Below are 14,575 nucleotides of genomic sequence, written 5' to 3' on the forward strand. Positions count from 1 at the left end.
AGAATGAGTCAGACACAACGCCAGCTGCGGCTGGGCGCGATTATTCAGGGCGTATCCGGCAACATGTCGGCATGGCGTCATCCCGATGCGGTGGCGGATGCCAGCATTAACATCGATTACGTGCTTGATCTGGCGCGTAAAGCTGAGCAGGCGAAGATCGATTTCCTGTTTGTCGCCGATGGCTTGTACATCACGCCACAGTCGATTCCGCACTTCCTCAACCGTTTTGAGCCGATCACCTTACTGTCGGCGCTGTCGCTGGTGACCCAAAAAATCGGTCTGGTCGCTACGCTTTCTACCTCCTACAGCGAGCCGTTTACCGTGGCGCGCCAGTTCGCCAGCCTCGATCATCTGAGCGGCGGTCGCGTCGGCTGGAACGTGGTGACGTCGCCACTGGAAGGATCGGCGAAAAACTTCTCGCGCGGCAGCCATCCAGAACACGACGAACGTTACCGCGTTGCCAGCGAGTATTTGCAGGTGGTGAAAGGGCTGTGGGATTCGTGGGAAGGCGATGCCTTTGTGCGCGACAAACAGAGCGGAGAATTCTTCGCCGCCGACAAGCTGCATACGCTAAATCATAAAGGACACTACTTCTCGGTGCAGGGACCGCTCAACGTCGGTCGCTCGCCGCAGGGCCGCCCGATTGTGTTCCAGGCGGGCGCGTCGGAAGCGGGCAAAGCCTTTGCCGCCGAAGCCGCCGATGCCATTTATACGCGCCAGGAAACGCTGGAGCAGGCGCGCGAGTTTCGTGAAGACGTGCGCCGCCGGCTGGTGGCACGCGGGCGCGATGCCGATGATATCCGTGTGTTCCAGGGCATCAGCGTGATTATTGGCGAAACGGAACAGGATGCCGAGCGCCGCTATCAGCAAACCGCCGAGTTGGTGACCATCGATAAAGCGCTGGAGTATCTTGGTCGCTACTTCGAACATCACGATTTCAGCCAGTATGCGCTGGATGAAGCTTTTCCGGACATTGGCGAGCTGGGCAGCAACAGCTTCCGCAGCACCACCGACAAGATCAAACAGAACGCGCGCGAACGTGGCTTAACGCTGCGCCAGGCGGCACTGGAAGAAGCGACGCCGCGTCCGACTTTCCTGGGTACGGCGCAGCAGGTTGCCGAAGGGCTGGCAAACTGGTTCCTGCAGGGCGCAACCGACGGTTTTATCGTGCGTGGCGGTACGCCAACGGCGTTTGATGATTTTGTGGCGCAGGTGATTCCGCTGTTGCAGGCGCGGGGTATTTATCGCAAAGAGTATGAAGGCGAGACGCTGCGTGAAAATCTCGGCTTGCCCGAACCCGAGAATCAGTTTGCGGCGCAGCGGCACAGGGTCGAAGTGGCTTAAAGGTCAAATGAACGCGATGAATCGCGCCGCTACGAATATGTGCGCTTTATGTGTACGGTAATCAATCACCGCACATTCCGTAGCGGCGCAATTTATCGCGCAATGTTGAACATCACAACGCCGTCACGCCCAGCGCGGTGGCGCGATCTTTCCACTCCCGCACTTCGTCATAAAACGCCCGATCGCTCACGCTGAATCCACTAATCAAACTTTCCGCTAACAGATCCTGATAACGCTTATCGCTGGTCAGTTCGCTCAACGCACTGCGCAATTTCTCAAGGGTTGCTGCATCGGTTTTGGCTGACGTAATCAGCGGCAGCGCGGCGCACAGCGGTGTTTCGCCGATGATCTCCAGCCCCGCCAGCTCCTGCGGGAAATTGCGGCGCAGCAGCGCCCAGGTGATGCAATCAATCGCCGCGATATCCGCCTCGCCCGCGCGCAACGCCGCCAGCGACTGACGATGGCTGCCGCTGAAGCGGGTTGCGCTGAAGAATTTCCCGTCCTGCGCCAGCGGCGCAATCACGTAGCGCAGCGAGTTGAAACCGGAGTGGGAATCGTTGCTGTTGCACACCGCGCGCCGTCCACGGAAATCGCTCAGCGTCAGGTTCTCATCTGCGCTGCGCACTACCAGCCAGCTGCGATAGCGCTGGCCGTCGCAGCCCTGGGCGCTGGAGAGGAAGGTGCCAACCAGCTGCACATCGGGCAGCAGCTCCACCAACGGATAACCACAGGTTTGGCTCAGCAGCAGCTGGTCATCGCGCCAGTGCGGCAGTAAATCCTGCGGCCAGCTAACTTCAGCTGGCACGCCGCGTTGTTGCAGCAGCGTTGTTAGCGCTGAGGTCAGGCCGAGAGTCGCCTGATGGTTGATGTCGTACATCGGTAACGAAAGAGTGGGCATCCTGTGCATCCTTTTGCGTACCCGGATGGGCATTAACCTCGACCGATTTGCGCCAGAAGCGGGTTATCCATTCGCCATAACCGGCGACGCGAAAACCGTGGTTACGCTGGTGATAACCATCGCGATACAGCAAATAGACTTTGCGTAATCCGTACCACGGCAAACCGGGCAGATCGTGATGTACAGAATGGTAGTTGAGATTGAGGAACAGCAAACGCCATGGCAACGCGGCTTCGTTATTGACCGAGCGCGCCAGCGGCTCCTCGTCGGCACGATGCTCGTAGAAGGATCGTACTTTGGTCAGCATCAGCGCCGGATAACTCACCGTCAGCACCAACCACAGCGGCGAGAAGCCATGCAGCGTCATCCAGTAAAACAGCACGCTCAGTAAGGTGAGATGAATAATCCACATCGCCATCGCTGGTTTATCGCGCTGGATAAAGGCATACACCAATGTTTTGAGGGTCGCGCCCATATCCAGCAGCGGACCGATCAGTAAACGTCCGGGAAAGGTGTTGCGCAGATGAATCACCTGCTGCTGCCACGGCTTGAGTTGCGCCCAGCGCGCCGGCGAAAGGTAGTAGGTTTCCGGATCTTCATCGGGATCGGTCAGCGTGTGGTTGCGGTGATGCGCCAGATGCGAGTCGCGGTATAAGCCATACGGATACCACACCGCCAGCGGCAGCGTGCCGAACAGCTGGTTGAAACGGGGAAAACGCGTCGGGTGGCCGTGAATCAACTCGTGCTGCAGCGACATATACCAGGTGGTAAACAGGATCAGCAGTAGCGTGCTCAGCGCTAATCCCAACGTTTGCCAATAGACAACGCTGGCGAACCAACCGCCGTACACCGCCACCATCAATAGCCATGTTGGCAATTCGCTGCGCCACAACCAGCTGCGCGCCAGTTGATGCACCACTTCACGCTGTTGCGCACTGAGATAGGCGGATGTCCCTTTACTCATGGTGAAGCCGAACCTGTAAACAGTAATTAGGCTTTTGACGATGATTGATCACCGTGATGAACACAAAGAATCTCTTTTTCTTAGTTATGCAAAAAAGTTGATGAAGCGCGCGAAATCTATTGGCTATCAGTCACCTCGTCTGTGGCGTAACCTTGCTGCATTGAAAACGTTCGAGCCGGCGCGGCTCACGAGGAGAATTTCAGCATGAAAAAGATTGGCTTCTTATCTTTTGGTCACTGGACCCCATCATCACAATCCGCTACCCGTTCGGCGCAGGACGTACTTCTGCAATCGATTGATTTAGCAGTGGCCGCCGAAGAGTTGGGTGCCGATGGCGCTTACTTCCGCGTGCACCACTTTGCGCGTCAGTTGAGCTCACCGTTCCCGCTGCTGGCGGCGGTCGGTGCGCGCACCAAAAAGATTGAAATTGGTACCGGCGTGATCGACATGCGCTACGAAAACCCGCTGTATATGGCGGAAGATGCCGGTGCGGCGGATCTGATTTCTAACGGTCGTCTGCAGCTCGGCCTGAGCCGTGGCTCGCCGGAGCAGGTTATCGAAGGCTATCGCTACTTTGGCTTTGATCCGCAAAACGGTGAGAGCGATGCCGATATGGGCCGTCGCCATACCGAGGAACTGTTGGAAGTGCTGCGCGGTGAAGGTTTTGCTAAACCCAATCCGCAGCCGATGTTCCCCAATCCACCGGGCTTGCTGCGTCCTGAGCCGTTCTCGGCCGGTTTGCGTGAGCGTATCTGGTGGGGTTCTGGCTCCAACGCGACATCTATCTGGGCGGCGCAGCAGGGCATGAACCTGCAAAGCTCCACCCTGAAAGATGATGAAACCGGCGAACCGTTCCACGTGCAGCAGGCGAAGCAGATTCGTGCTTATCGTCAGGCGTGGGAAGCGGCGGGCCATCAGCGTACGCCACGTGTTTCGGTGAGCCGCAGCATTTTTGCGCTGACCAATGACACCGACCGCGCGTACTTTGGTCGCAGTGGACAGGATCGGGATTCGGTGGGTTTCCTCGACGAGAAAACCCGCGCCATCTTTGGTCGCAGTTATGCCGCCGAGCCGGATCAGTTAATCAAACAGCTGGCGCAGGACGAAGGGATTGCCGAAGCGGATACGCTGTTGCTGACTATACCGAATCAGTTAGGCGTGGATTACTGTGCGCACGTGATTGAGAGCATTTTGACCCACGTTGCACCGGAGTTGGGTTGGCGTTGATGTAATAAATTGCGTCGCTACAACAGATGCACCATTCAGTAGCGGCGCGATTTATCGCGCAATAAATTGCCCCGCTACGAACACCGACTAATTACCCATCAAAATGCTGTTTCCAGTGAATCTGTGACGCAATAATCATCATCCACCAGCGGCAGATAGCGCCATTTATCAAAGGCGGTACAAGGATGCGAAATACCGCAGCCGACCCAATCGCCCACCTGCAGCGGCTCATTCTCCGGCAATAACAGGTAAGCATGCTGATCGTTCACATCACTGATACGCAAATGCGTCGCCGCGCGTGGGGCGCTGCCATCGGCGTTGCGGATCCACAGCGGATTGGGCAGATCCTGATCGAACGGGACATCGCGGCGGCCAAAATCTACGAATGCCAGGCCCGGCTCCGGACGCGACAACACGCGGCCCCAAATCTCCAGCGCGGCAGCAAAATGATGCGTTGCGCCCGGCTGAGCAAAGGGTGCGATGCGTGCATAGAGTCCGCTGTCGTGCGCCATATAGGCGCCGGAGCGGATCAGCGGCGTCACCGGCAGCGGCAGTTTCGCCGCGGTGAAGCACGCTGTCACCACATCAAACCAGGCGCCGCCACCGGCGCTGAGGATGATGTGATCGCTGGCAAACAGCTGCTTTTCCGCCAGCAATTCAGCGGTAGCGATCATCATCTGGCAGTAATCTTTCACGCGCTGAATGCCGCTTTCATCGCGGCCTGCACCGAGCGCGCCTTCATAACCGGCCACGCCCACCAGCTTGAGCGCCGGGCAGGCGGCGATCGCTTCGGCAATCGCCAGCGCATCTTGCTGAGAACGACAACCGGTGCGGCCGCCGCTGACAGACATCTCCAGCAGCACCGAAATCTGGCTGTCGCCGAGGTTCTCCGCCAACAGCTTCACGCCTTGCAGCGAATCGACGTAGCACAGAAAGCCATGATCGGGATGCTGCTGCTGCCATTGCGCAATCCAGCGAATACCCGCCGGATCGACCAACTCGTTGGCGAGAAACACATTGCGGATACCGAACTGACGCAGCGCGCGCACCTGCGCGGGCGTGGCGGCACCCAAACCCCACGCGCCGCCTGCGCTAATCGCGCGGCGCAGAACGGCAGGCGACATCGAGGTTTTCCCGTGCGCGGCCAGCATCACGCCGTTTTCGCGGCAGAAGTCTGCCAGCTGGCGCAGATTGTTCTCCAGCGCCGACTGTTTCATGATCATCAGCGGCGAAAACACCTGATCGCTGTTCAGCACCGCCGTGCCGAGAGCCAGCGGCGACTCGCCGGCTCCGGCAACCGATTTAAAACGTGGCGCGGTTTGCTGCGCATCCAGTAATCCATCCGCCTGCAGCGGAAAGCGAATCGACATAGATCCTCCTGTTAGTGCTCAAGTACGCGCGATAAAAACTGCTGCGTGCGCGGGTTCTGTGGATTGACGAAAATCTGCTCGGGCGAACCTTGTTCGGCAATCACGCCCTGATCCATAAACACCACGCGGTCAGCGGTTTTGCGCGCGAAGCCCATTTCGTGTGTCACCACCACCATCGTCATGCCTTCACGCGCCAGGCTGCGCATCACTTCCATGACTTCGCCTACCAGTTCTGGGTCCAGCGCCGAGGTAGCTTCATCGAAGAACATGATTTTCGGTTCTACCGCCAGCGCACGGGCAATCGCCACGCGCTGCTGCTGACCACCGGAAAGCTGCGCCGGATAGTAATGCGCGCGCTCGGCCAGTCCGACGCGCGTCAGCGCCGCCATGCCGCGTTTATTGGCTTCGGCTTCCGACAGCTTTTGCGCTTTGATCAGCGCCAGCGTGACGTTGCCGAGCGCGGTTTTGTGCGGGAACAGGTTGAACTGCTGGAACACCATGCCAACGTGACCGCAGATTTCGCTGGCGCGCTTGCGTTGGTGCAGCGGCACGTCGTTGACCCACACTTCACCGCCGTCGGCCACTTCCAGCCCGCTCATGATGCGCAGCACGGTACTTTTGCCAGAGCCGGATGCGCCAATCATCACCAGCACTTCGCCCGGTGAAACATCCAGGCTGATCTCTTTCAGCACCTGGGTTGCGCCAAATGATTTGGTTATCCGGCTTAAGGTAATCGCGGATTTGCTCATGAGATTTGGCTCCTGGTTTGATGATGTTGAACCCAACGGGAAAGCGGGAAGCAGACGGCGAAGTAGAGCAGGGCGACCAGACCGTAAACCACCACCGGCTGACCGATGCGATCGACAATCGCCTGGCCCTGATGCATCAGTTCGGACATGCCGATCATGCTGACGATCGAGGTGTCTTTGATCAGGGAAAGATACTGGCCCGCTAGCGGCGGCAGCACGATGCCGCGCGTTTGCGGCAGGATCACGTTCATAAAGGTCTGACGCTTCGACAGGCCCAAAATCCATGACACTTCCCACTGGCCTTTTGGCACCGCTTCGATGCCGGCGCGGAACACTTCCGCGATATACGCGCCCTGATAGATGCTCAGGCCAAGAATACCGGCGGCAAACAGGTTGATGTCATAGCCGAAATAGGCGACGCCGAAGTAGATGAACATCAGCGTGATCAGCACCGGCGTGCCGCGAAACAGCTCGGTGTAGATCACCGCAATCTGCTTCAGAACGGGCAAGCGGCTGGTGCGCAACACCGCCGCCAGCAAGCCCAGCAGCGTGCTGCCAATGATCGCGGCCACCGACAGCAGCAGCGTGATACCGAGCCCTTTTAGCAGAATCGGTAACGAACTAATGATTAACTCGTTCATAGCGCGTTCTCACGTTTCACTGGATTAGTCAGCCATTTTCTTGCCCACCACCAGGCGGACTTTTTTACCGGGGTCACCAGCGGCGGGTGGAACATGCGCCGTCCTGCCATCGTTCCCAGCCAGGAGAACAGGTTGCTCAGCACCAGATAGACCAGGGCAACGACGCTAAATGTCTGGATATAAAGAAGCGTGCGCGCATTAATCACTGTGGCGGTGCCGGTCAGTTCAGGCAGCGCAATCGCTGACAGCAAAGAGGTGCCGAGCAGCAGCTGAATCAGGTTGTTGATAATGGCGGGCCACACCGCGCGCGCCGCCTGCGGCAGCACCACGGTGAGAAACACCTGACGACGGGGAATGCCCAGCACCCATGCGGCTTCAAGCTGGCCTTTCGGCACCGATTGAATGCCTGCGCGGAAGGTTTCGGACAGGTAGGCACCGACGTTAATCCCTAGCGCCAGCACGCCAGCGGTAAAGGCGCTCATGGTGATGCCGAGCGATGGCAGACCAAAGAAGAGGATGAAGATCTGCAGCAGCACCGGCGTGTTGCGGATGAACTCAACGTAGCAGTGACTGATCCAGCGCAGCGGGGCCAGCGGCGACGCTTTCGCCAGCGCCGAGAGCAAACCGAGCGCCACCGCCAGCGCAAACGCCAGCAATGTCACTTGCAAGGTGAGCCACGCGGCGGCAAGAAAAGTGTCGGCGTAGCGCCACAGGGTTAGCCATTGATAACTCATGGTTCTGCTCCTTCGGGCGGCGCAGCAGCAGTTGCCGCGCCGCGTGGGGATCAATATTGCGGATTCAGCGGATAACGCGGTTTGTTGCCGAACCATTTCTGATACAGCTGGGCGTTTTCACCGGAGGCGTTAATTTCAAACAGGAATTCGTTGAGGTAGTTGGTCCAGACCTGATCGCCTTGCTTCACGCCAAAGGCGTTGTATTCCAGCGGCACCAGCGCTTCATTGGTCACGGTTAACGTTGGGTCGAGCTTGGCCTGATAGGCGAGGAAGTTGTTATCCTCGATCATCGCATCAGCTTGGCCCTGTTTCACCGCGAGGATGGCAGCCTGCGATGAGTCGTACTCCTGAATCTTCACGTCAATGCCCAGGTTGCGCACTTCGTCACCGTTGGTCGAGCCTTTCACCGTGGCGATGGTTTTGCCGCCCATATCGTGTGCGGACTGGATGCCGCTGTTCTTGCGCACCAGCATCGCTTCACTCGCCACCACATACGGGTTGGTGAAGCCGATCTCTTTGGCGCGTTCCAGATTGCGGGTGAAGTTGCAGAACACCACATCCACTTTATTGGTTTGCAGATTAGGAATGCGGTTGGCGCTGGTGGTGTTGACCATTTCCAGTTTCACGCCCATCTCTTTGGCCAGCGCTTTGGCGAGATCAACATCGTAGCCGTCCGGGTTACCGTCTTTATCGTAAAAACCGAACGGGGCGAAACTCAGGCAGTCACCGACGCGCAGCGTGCCACGTTGCAACACGGTCTGCAGCGCTGATTGCGGCGCGGCGCCCGCTTCATTTTTCTCTTCGGTTGGCGTACAGCCCGCCAGCGTCAGTAATACCAGCGCGCCGGCTAGCGCGTTGAGGCTCACTTTTAGCGATGTTGTCTTCATTGTTATGCTCTCTTTAGAAATTTTGACGAGACGGTGTAATACCGTTATTTCACAGCAAAATAGAAAGGCATCAATTAATAACAGGCTGTCCTGGTGTGGGCGGAGAAAGTAAAAGTTCGCCAGCCTGTTTTAACCGTAATATTTATTTACGATCGGCGCGGAAGCATTTCATATCGACTTCGACTTTGCAGTCGACGACTAAATCCTGCACGCTACAAATACGCGCCGGGGGATTTCCGCTAAATATCTCACTGAATACTTTATTAAATGAACTGAAATAACGCGCATCAGTCAATACCGCCGTGACATGCACCACATCCTCGACGCGATAACCGGCTTCGCGCATGATGGTGAGACAGTTTTCGAACGCCAGCTGCGTCTGTTCGATGATGCCACCTTCCACCACTTCACCGTCGCGCATCGGCGTTTGGCCGGAGATGTAGAGCCAGCCATCGGCTTCAACCGCGCGGGCAAACGGCAGTTTCTGCCCGCCGGTACCGGTTCCGCCTTCTACGCCATAACGTTTAATCGTCATCCCTTTCTGCTCCTGTTGCAGCGAAAATCTGCTTACTGTGTTGTCTGATATACCAGACTGCTATCTGCAATACTGGATAGGGCAAGATTTGCACAGGAAATTTTCTTTTGCAATATGTGCACAGCGATTTAATTTTTTGTGATGTCGTCGGGATCGCAAAATAAAATTAACTTTTATCTGTGTTTATATTGGAGTGTGATCTTTATCGTAGTTTTATAAACGTTGAGTGAGCGTATTGCGCCATAATGAGGCACCAAAATTGATCGTGCTAATTAATGGCAGGTAATTAATATTTATTTAATCCGGGATGGGTAAAAGCCGATGCGCGGTGTATCATGCCCTTCTTTCATTGCCTTTAGCTGTTGTACCCATGCCATCAAGGAGTGAGTTTATGCCGGACGAAAAATCCTCGCGGGCGCGCGGAGTTGACCGGGTTATTGAAATCTTTCGGCAGTTGCACAGCGCACGTCAGCCGATGTCGATGCGCGCGTTGATCGACGCCACCGGCGCACCCCGTTCCAGCATCTATGAATTAGTCAGCCTGCTAAGTGAAGCCGGTTTGGTGGAGCTGGATGCCGAAGGCGCAGTGTTCTTTGGCCGTGAGATGCACTATTACGGTGCGGATTATATGGCGCATAACGATCTGATCCGTCGGGCGCATCAACTCATGGTGGAGATTGTGGCGCGCCACGGTGAAACCGTGCAGCTCTGCATGCTGGAGGGCAACAAATACACCGTGGTGCTTTCTGAGAGCAATGCGCATCCGTTCAAAATCACTTCGGATATCGGCGTGCGTGTGCCGATTACCTGGACCGCGACCGGGCGTTTGCTGCTGAGTAACTGGTCGGACAGCGCGATTCTGGATCTGATCCCGGAAGAGGATTATCGCCTCGCCAGCGGCCAGATCCTCGATAAGCAGGCGTTTCTTGATGAAATTCATCACGCTGGAAAACTCGGTTACTACATGACGGAAGGATTATCTGAAAGCTTCACCTGCTGTATGGCGGCGCCGATCCGTTCACGCAGCGGTCAGGCGGTGGCGGCAATCTGTTTTATGGTCAGCCGCGATACGCCGCAGGAGCGTCGCCAGATGCTGCTGCAGGAACTGATCACTTCCGGACAAAAACTCTCTGATTTCACCTAACATCATCCGCATAAAACTCTGTTACAACTGATTGAAGTGGCGTTTATTCTCGCCACTTAAGGTTGTGTTAAGGTAATTGATAATAATAACTATTCTTTTTACCACGGAGTTTTGGCATGAAAACGCGCCTGCTTTTGGCAATGGGATTACTGGCTTCAACGGCGGCGGCTGCCTCCACGTATCCGCTGACCGTCACCGATATGGACGGCAACACGCAAACCATCAACAAAGAGCCGCAGCACATCATATTGCAGGATGGGCGCGACATTCTTACGCTGGCGCTGCTGGATCGCGACGATCCGTTTAAGCGCGTGGTGGCGTGGAATAATCTGCCGAAAAAGCAGGACACGCAAACCTGGGATGTACTGAAAGGGCGCTGGCCGGAAGCGACGAAAATCGTCGATATGGGTTTTAACGATCAGGGCCAGGTCAATCTCGAAAGCGTGCTGGCGCAGAAACCTGATTTGATGATTGCGCAACTGCGCGCCAAACCGGCGTTACAGCAATCGGGCGTGCTCAGCACCTTGCAAAATCTGCATATCCCGGTGGTGTTCCTGGATTATGAACTGCATCCCGCGCAGAACACCGCGCCGAGCGTGACGCTGCTTGGTAAAGTGCTGAACCGCGAAAGCCAGGCCAGGGCTTATACCGATTTCTATCAGCAGAAATTCGCGCGCATCACCCAAGGCGTGGCGCAAGTAAAAGAGAAGCCAACGGTGTTTATCGAGCCGATAGCCGGGAATAGCGACAACTGCTGCTTTACGCACAGCCACAATGGCTGGGGCGGATTGGTGGAAGCGGTAGGCGGCAAAAATATCGGCTCTGAACTGCTGCCGGGCAATGCCGGATTTGTGGCGCTGGAAAAAATCATCGCCATGAAACCGGATGTCTACATCATGACCGGATCGAAACGTCCAAACGCCAATGTGTTGCCGTTTGGTTATGGCGTGCAGCCGGAAGAAGTGAAAGCCACCTTCCAGACGCTGCTGAAGCGCACCGGCCTGGCGCAGATCGAGCCGGTGAAACAGGGCCGCGTGTATGGCGTTTACCACCACTTCTATAATCATCCGTACAACATCATCGGCATGGAAATTCTGGCGAAAGATCTCTATCCGCAGCAGTTTGCCGATCTCAAACCGAACGCGGATTTCCGCACCATCGTTAAAAATTTCACCACGTTGCCGGATAACGCCATCGATTTGAGTTATCCCGACAACCAGTAATCGCAGGTTTTCCCCGTTCGCCGTAAGGTCGCCATTCATGGCGACCAATCCGCTCCATCAACATTCCTCAATGACAACGTTAATTGTTATGTTATAACATAACTAAAAACACCATTGCGCGTATGCCTATACGTCTTGTGAACCTTGTCATTCAGAGGAGTTGCTATGTCAGCATTAACCCAAAATCAGGATGGTTTCAAAAAACTTCCCGTCACCGTGCTTTCCGGCTTTCTCGGCGCAGGTAAAACCACGCTGCTCAATCATATTCTCAATAACCGCGAAGGCCGTCGTGTGGCGGTGATCGTCAATGATATGTCGGAAGTGAATATCGATGCCGCGCTGGTGCGCGAGGGCGGGGCAGAGCTGTCGCGCACCGACGAAAAGCTGGTGGAAATGAGTAACGGCTGCATCTGCTGCACATTGCGTGAAGATTTGCTGCTGGAGGTCAATCGTCTGGCGAAAGATGGTCGCTTCGATAATTTGGTGATCGAATCGACCGGCATTTCTGAACCGTTGCCGGTGGCGGAGACCTTCACCTTCGCCGATGAAGAGGGGCAGAGTCTGTCTGAAGTTGCCTCGCTCGACACCATGGTGACGGTGGTCGATGGCTTTAACTTCCTGCGTGACTATGAATCGAATGAGAGCATTCAGTCGCGCGGAGAATCATTGGGTGCTGAGGATGAGCGCACGGTGGTGGATTTGCTGGTCGATCAAATCGAGTTCTGTGATGTACTGATTCTTAACAAAACCGACCTGATTAACGAGACGGAAAAAGCGCGGCTGATGGCGATCCTGACGTCGCTCAATCCGCGCGCCAACATTATCACCTCTGAATTCGGCAAAGTGGGATTGGAGCAGGTGCTCAACACCGGTTTGTTTGATTTTGACGCCGCCGCGCAGGCGCCGGGCTGGCTGCAGGAGTTGCGTGGAGAACACACGCCCGAGACCGAAGAGTACGGCATTCGTAACTTCGTGTTCCGCGCGCGTCGTCCATTCCATCCGATGCGCTTTGCTCACTTCATTGAAAATGAGATGCACGGCGTGGTGCGTTCCAAAGGCTACTTCTGGCTCGCCAGCCGTCCGCGTCATGCCGGTTCATGGTCGCAGGCAGGCGGCGTATCGCGTCAGGGTTTAGCCGGCCTGTGGTGGGCCAGCGTGCCAAAAGATCGCTGGCCGGAAGATGCGGATAACCTTGGCTACATCTTAGAGAACTGGGTTGACGGCAGCGGCGACGCGCGACAGGAACTGGTGTTTATCGGCATAGAAATGGATGAAAACGCGCTGCGAAGCAAACTGGAAGAGGCACTGTTAACCGATCAGGAAATGGCGCTCGGACCCGATAACTGGGTGGAATTCCCCGACCCGTTCCAGCCATGGTTCAACTGATTAGTCAGGTCGCCATTCCTGGCGACCTTCATAATTACACATTCCCAACCCACATCGACACCTCAACCCCATCGTTAAACGGCAGCGACATAAAACCACGATTACTGTGCACCAGCTCCAGATACTCCGGGCTGAAGTCGGCATCGTCGGCAACAATCAGCGCGCCGGGACGCAAAAACGGCTGCACCAACGTAACAATCTCCGGGTAAATCGCTTTTGCACCGTCCAGCACCAGCATATCGATGGTGGCCGGTAGATCGCGGCTCAATGTCTGCAACGCATCGCCCACGCGCACCTCAATCAAATCGCTGACGCCGGCATCGGCGAAATGGTTACGGGCTAACGCCACTTTCCCCGGTTCAAACTCGCAGGTGATGATGTTACCGCCGCCGTTATCGCGCAGCGCCGCCGCCAGATGCAGCGTGGAAATGCCGAATGAGGTGCCAAATTCAACGATGCTTTGGGCATTGCTGCTGCGCGCCAGCATATACAGCAACTTGCCGGTTTCACGCGATACCGCTAACGGCACCTCTTTTAGATGTCCATAAAGTTCCAGGTAATCGGTTTTGCTGTGTAGCAGGCGATGTTGCTCGGCGTCAGTCATGGTTCTGAAGGCATTATTGGTTGGATGCGCCATATTATCGGCCAGCTCAAACAGGTAATTCAGCAGCGGCGCCAGTGGCGCAGAGGTTAAGGTATTCATGTTGTTCTCCGTGCAGACAAATGGATTTTGCTGTGCCAACAGAATACGATGAATCATTCGCATTTCACTATTCGTGTTCAGGAGATGATAGTGACTGAGCCACGTAACATTAAGATTTCAGAGAGAAAAAGACCCAGGCAGGCGCGTTCCAGCGAGCTGGTTTCCGCCATTTTGCAGGCGGCTACTCAGGTTTTGGAGCTGGAAGGCGCCGCGCGTTTCACCACGGCGCGGGTGGCGGAACGCGCGGGCGTCAGTATTGGATCGCTGTATCAATATTTTCCCAATAAGGCAGCTATTCTTTTCCGATTACAAAGCGAAGAATGGCTACGCACTAGCGATTTGTTAGGTGCGATTCTGCGCAATACCGCCAACACGCCGCGTCAACGACTGCACGATCTCACACTGGCGTTTTTGCATTCGGAATGTGAAGAGGCGGCGATGCGCACCGCGCTGAATGACGCCGCACCTTTGTATCGTGATGCGCCGGAAGTGCAGGAAGCGCGCGCAGCGGGTGAAAATGTCATCAGCGATTTTCTGCGTGAAGTATTACCGCTCTCGGAGGAAAGTGAACGATCGCGCGCCGCAGATTTATTGAACAGTACGCTGGGCAATGTTGGGAAACATTTTTCCGAATCGCCGCGCACGCCAGCTGAGATTCAGGCTTACGCGCAAGAGATGGCGGCGATGTTTTGTGCCTGGATCAGGGAAAAAGGCGCCGATTTACAGTAAAAGATGGACTGGAAATCTCTGAAAGCGGTTAACAAACTCAT

15 protein-coding genes are annotated in these 14,575 nt (G+C 55.9%); 6 read left to right on the plus strand and 9 right to left on the minus strand.

What is annotated here, in order from left to right:
* Positions 1-3: 3 nt before the first annotated feature.
* Positions 4-1,344: an LLM class flavin-dependent oxidoreductase gene (locus P6287_RS19905; protein WP_277975173.1), complete on the plus strand. Its 1,341-nt coding sequence runs from the start codon at positions 4-6 to the stop codon at positions 1,342-1,344.
* Between the two features lie 112 nt (positions 1,345-1,456).
* Here P6287_RS19905 and P6287_RS19910 read toward each other — a convergent pair whose 3' ends face one another.
* The gene (locus P6287_RS19910; RefSeq protein ID WP_277975174.1) at positions 1,457-2,251 is read right to left on the minus strand and encodes a PhnD/SsuA/transferrin family substrate-binding protein; all 795 of its coding nucleotides are present in this window, start codon (positions 2,249-2,251) and stop codon (positions 1,457-1,459) included.
* Positions 2,139-3,206, minus strand: a complete 1,068-nt coding sequence (locus tag P6287_RS19915) for a fatty acid desaturase (RefSeq protein ID WP_277975175.1) — start codon at positions 3,204-3,206, stop codon at positions 2,139-2,141. Before P6287_RS19915 ends, P6287_RS19910 begins: the two co-directional genes overlap by 113 nt.
* Before the next feature lie 204 nt (positions 3,207-3,410).
* Here P6287_RS19915 and P6287_RS19920 point away from each other — a divergent pair, with 204 nt between their 5' ends.
* Positions 3,411-4,433, plus strand: coding sequence for an LLM class flavin-dependent oxidoreductase (locus P6287_RS19920; RefSeq protein WP_192414639.1), 1,023 nt, complete (start codon positions 3,411-3,413; stop codon positions 4,431-4,433).
* Positions 4,434-4,531: 98 nt separating this feature from the next.
* Here P6287_RS19920 and P6287_RS19925 read toward each other — a convergent pair whose 3' ends face one another.
* The 6 genes from P6287_RS19925 to P6287_RS19950 all read right to left on the minus strand — a co-directional run bounded on the left by P6287_RS19925 (position 4,532) and on the right by P6287_RS19950 (position 9,349).
* On the minus strand, positions 4,532-5,803 hold the full coding sequence (locus P6287_RS19925) for an alanine racemase (protein WP_277975176.1): 1,272 nt from the start codon (positions 5,801-5,803) through the stop codon (positions 4,532-4,534).
* Between the two features lie 11 nt (positions 5,804-5,814).
* Positions 5,815-6,552: an amino acid ABC transporter ATP-binding protein gene (locus P6287_RS19930; protein WP_277975177.1), complete on the minus strand. Its 738-nt coding sequence runs from the start codon at positions 6,550-6,552 to the stop codon at positions 5,815-5,817.
* Positions 6,549-7,193: an amino acid ABC transporter permease gene (locus tag P6287_RS19935; protein WP_137387122.1), complete on the minus strand. Its 645-nt coding sequence runs from the start codon at positions 7,191-7,193 to the stop codon at positions 6,549-6,551. The genes P6287_RS19930 and P6287_RS19935 overlap by 4 nt, the downstream gene beginning before the upstream one ends.
* Positions 7,190-7,927 (minus strand): amino acid ABC transporter permease, encoded by a 738-nt coding sequence (locus P6287_RS19940; protein ID WP_277975178.1) that lies wholly within the window; start codon positions 7,925-7,927, stop codon positions 7,190-7,192. The genes P6287_RS19935 and P6287_RS19940 overlap by 4 nt, the downstream gene beginning before the upstream one ends.
* A 50-nt stretch (positions 7,928-7,977) precedes the next feature.
* Complete coding sequence (locus P6287_RS19945; RefSeq protein ID WP_277975179.1) at positions 7,978-8,814, minus strand: transporter substrate-binding domain-containing protein; 837 nt, start codon at positions 8,812-8,814, stop codon at positions 7,978-7,980.
* A gap of 142 nt (positions 8,815-8,956) precedes the next feature.
* On the minus strand, positions 8,957-9,349 hold the full coding sequence (locus tag P6287_RS19950; RefSeq protein WP_008109150.1) for a RidA family protein: 393 nt from the start codon (positions 9,347-9,349) through the stop codon (positions 8,957-8,959).
* Positions 9,350-9,740: 391 nt separating this feature from the next.
* On the opposite strand from P6287_RS19950, the gene P6287_RS19955 reads away from it, so the two are divergent.
* From P6287_RS19955 to zigA, 3 genes are all read left to right on the plus strand, one after another.
* Positions 9,741-10,493 carry an IclR family transcriptional regulator gene (locus P6287_RS19955; RefSeq protein WP_277975180.1) on the plus strand — a complete coding sequence of 251 codons (753 nt, stop codon included), beginning with the start codon at positions 9,741-9,743 and terminating at the stop codon, positions 10,491-10,493.
* Positions 10,494-10,609: 116 nt separating this feature from the next.
* Entirely contained in the window at positions 10,610-11,716 is a 1,107-nt protein-coding gene (locus P6287_RS19960; protein ID WP_192414628.1) for an ABC transporter substrate-binding protein, read from the plus strand.
* A 165-nt stretch (positions 11,717-11,881) separates the two neighbouring features.
* Positions 11,882-13,102, plus strand: coding sequence for a zinc metallochaperone GTPase ZigA (gene zigA, locus P6287_RS19965; protein WP_192414626.1), 1,221 nt, complete (start codon positions 11,882-11,884; stop codon positions 13,100-13,102).
* A 34-nt stretch (positions 13,103-13,136) separates the two neighbouring features.
* Here the strand turns inward: zigA and P6287_RS19970 are convergent, their stop codons facing one another.
* A complete protein-coding gene (locus P6287_RS19970) occupies positions 13,137-13,805 on the minus strand; it encodes an O-methyltransferase (protein WP_192414624.1) in 669 nt (222 codons plus the stop codon).
* Between the two features lie 84 nt (positions 13,806-13,889).
* On the opposite strand from P6287_RS19970, the gene P6287_RS19975 reads away from it, so the two are divergent.
* Positions 13,890-14,534: a TetR family transcriptional regulator gene (locus P6287_RS19975; RefSeq protein ID WP_277975356.1), complete on the plus strand. Its 645-nt coding sequence runs from the start codon at positions 13,890-13,892 to the stop codon at positions 14,532-14,534.
* The last annotated feature ends 41 nt before the right edge of the window (positions 14,535-14,575 follow it).

This window comes from Pantoea sp. X85 (assembly GCF_029623675.1).
Taxonomy (GTDB): Bacteria; Pseudomonadota; Gammaproteobacteria; order Enterobacterales; family Enterobacteriaceae; genus Pantoea; species Pantoea leporis.

Excerpts from the sequence above, each read along its gene's own strand:
- P6287_RS19905 (WP_277975173.1), top strand. The coding sequence starts at position 4 with ATGAGTCAGACACAACGCCAGCTGCGGCTGGGCGCGATTATTCAGGGC.
- P6287_RS19910 (WP_277975174.1), bottom strand. The coding sequence starts at position 2,251 with ATGCACAGGATGCCCACTCTTTCGTTACCGATGTACGACATCAACCAT.
- P6287_RS19915 (WP_277975175.1), bottom strand. The coding sequence starts at position 3,206 with ATGAGTAAAGGGACATCCGCCTATCTCAGTGCGCAACAGCGTGAAGTG.
- P6287_RS19920 (WP_192414639.1), top strand. The coding sequence starts at position 3,411 with ATGAAAAAGATTGGCTTCTTATCTTTTGGTCACTGGACCCCATCATCA.
- P6287_RS19925 (WP_277975176.1), bottom strand. The coding sequence starts at position 5,803 with ATGTCGATTCGCTTTCCGCTGCAGGCGGATGGATTACTGGATGCGCAG.
- P6287_RS19930 (WP_277975177.1), bottom strand. The coding sequence starts at position 6,552 with ATGAGCAAATCCGCGATTACCTTAAGCCGGATAACCAAATCATTTGGC.
- P6287_RS19935 (WP_137387122.1), bottom strand. The coding sequence starts at position 7,193 with ATGAACGAGTTAATCATTAGTTCGTTACCGATTCTGCTAAAAGGGCTC.
- P6287_RS19940 (WP_277975178.1), bottom strand. The coding sequence starts at position 7,927 with ATGAGTTATCAATGGCTAACCCTGTGGCGCTACGCCGACACTTTTCTT.
- P6287_RS19945 (WP_277975179.1), bottom strand. The coding sequence starts at position 8,814 with ATGAAGACAACATCGCTAAAAGTGAGCCTCAACGCGCTAGCCGGCGCG.
- P6287_RS19950 (WP_008109150.1), bottom strand. The coding sequence starts at position 9,349 with ATGACGATTAAACGTTATGGCGTAGAAGGCGGAACCGGTACCGGCGGG.
- P6287_RS19955 (WP_277975180.1), top strand. The coding sequence starts at position 9,741 with ATGCCGGACGAAAAATCCTCGCGGGCGCGCGGAGTTGACCGGGTTATT.
- P6287_RS19960 (WP_192414628.1), top strand. The coding sequence starts at position 10,610 with ATGAAAACGCGCCTGCTTTTGGCAATGGGATTACTGGCTTCAACGGCG.
- zigA (WP_192414626.1), top strand. The coding sequence starts at position 11,882 with ATGTCAGCATTAACCCAAAATCAGGATGGTTTCAAAAAACTTCCCGTC.
- P6287_RS19970 (WP_192414624.1), bottom strand. The coding sequence starts at position 13,805 with ATGAATACCTTAACCTCTGCGCCACTGGCGCCGCTGCTGAATTACCTG.
- P6287_RS19975 (WP_277975356.1), top strand. The coding sequence starts at position 13,890 with ATGATAGTGACTGAGCCACGTAACATTAAGATTTCAGAGAGAAAAAGA.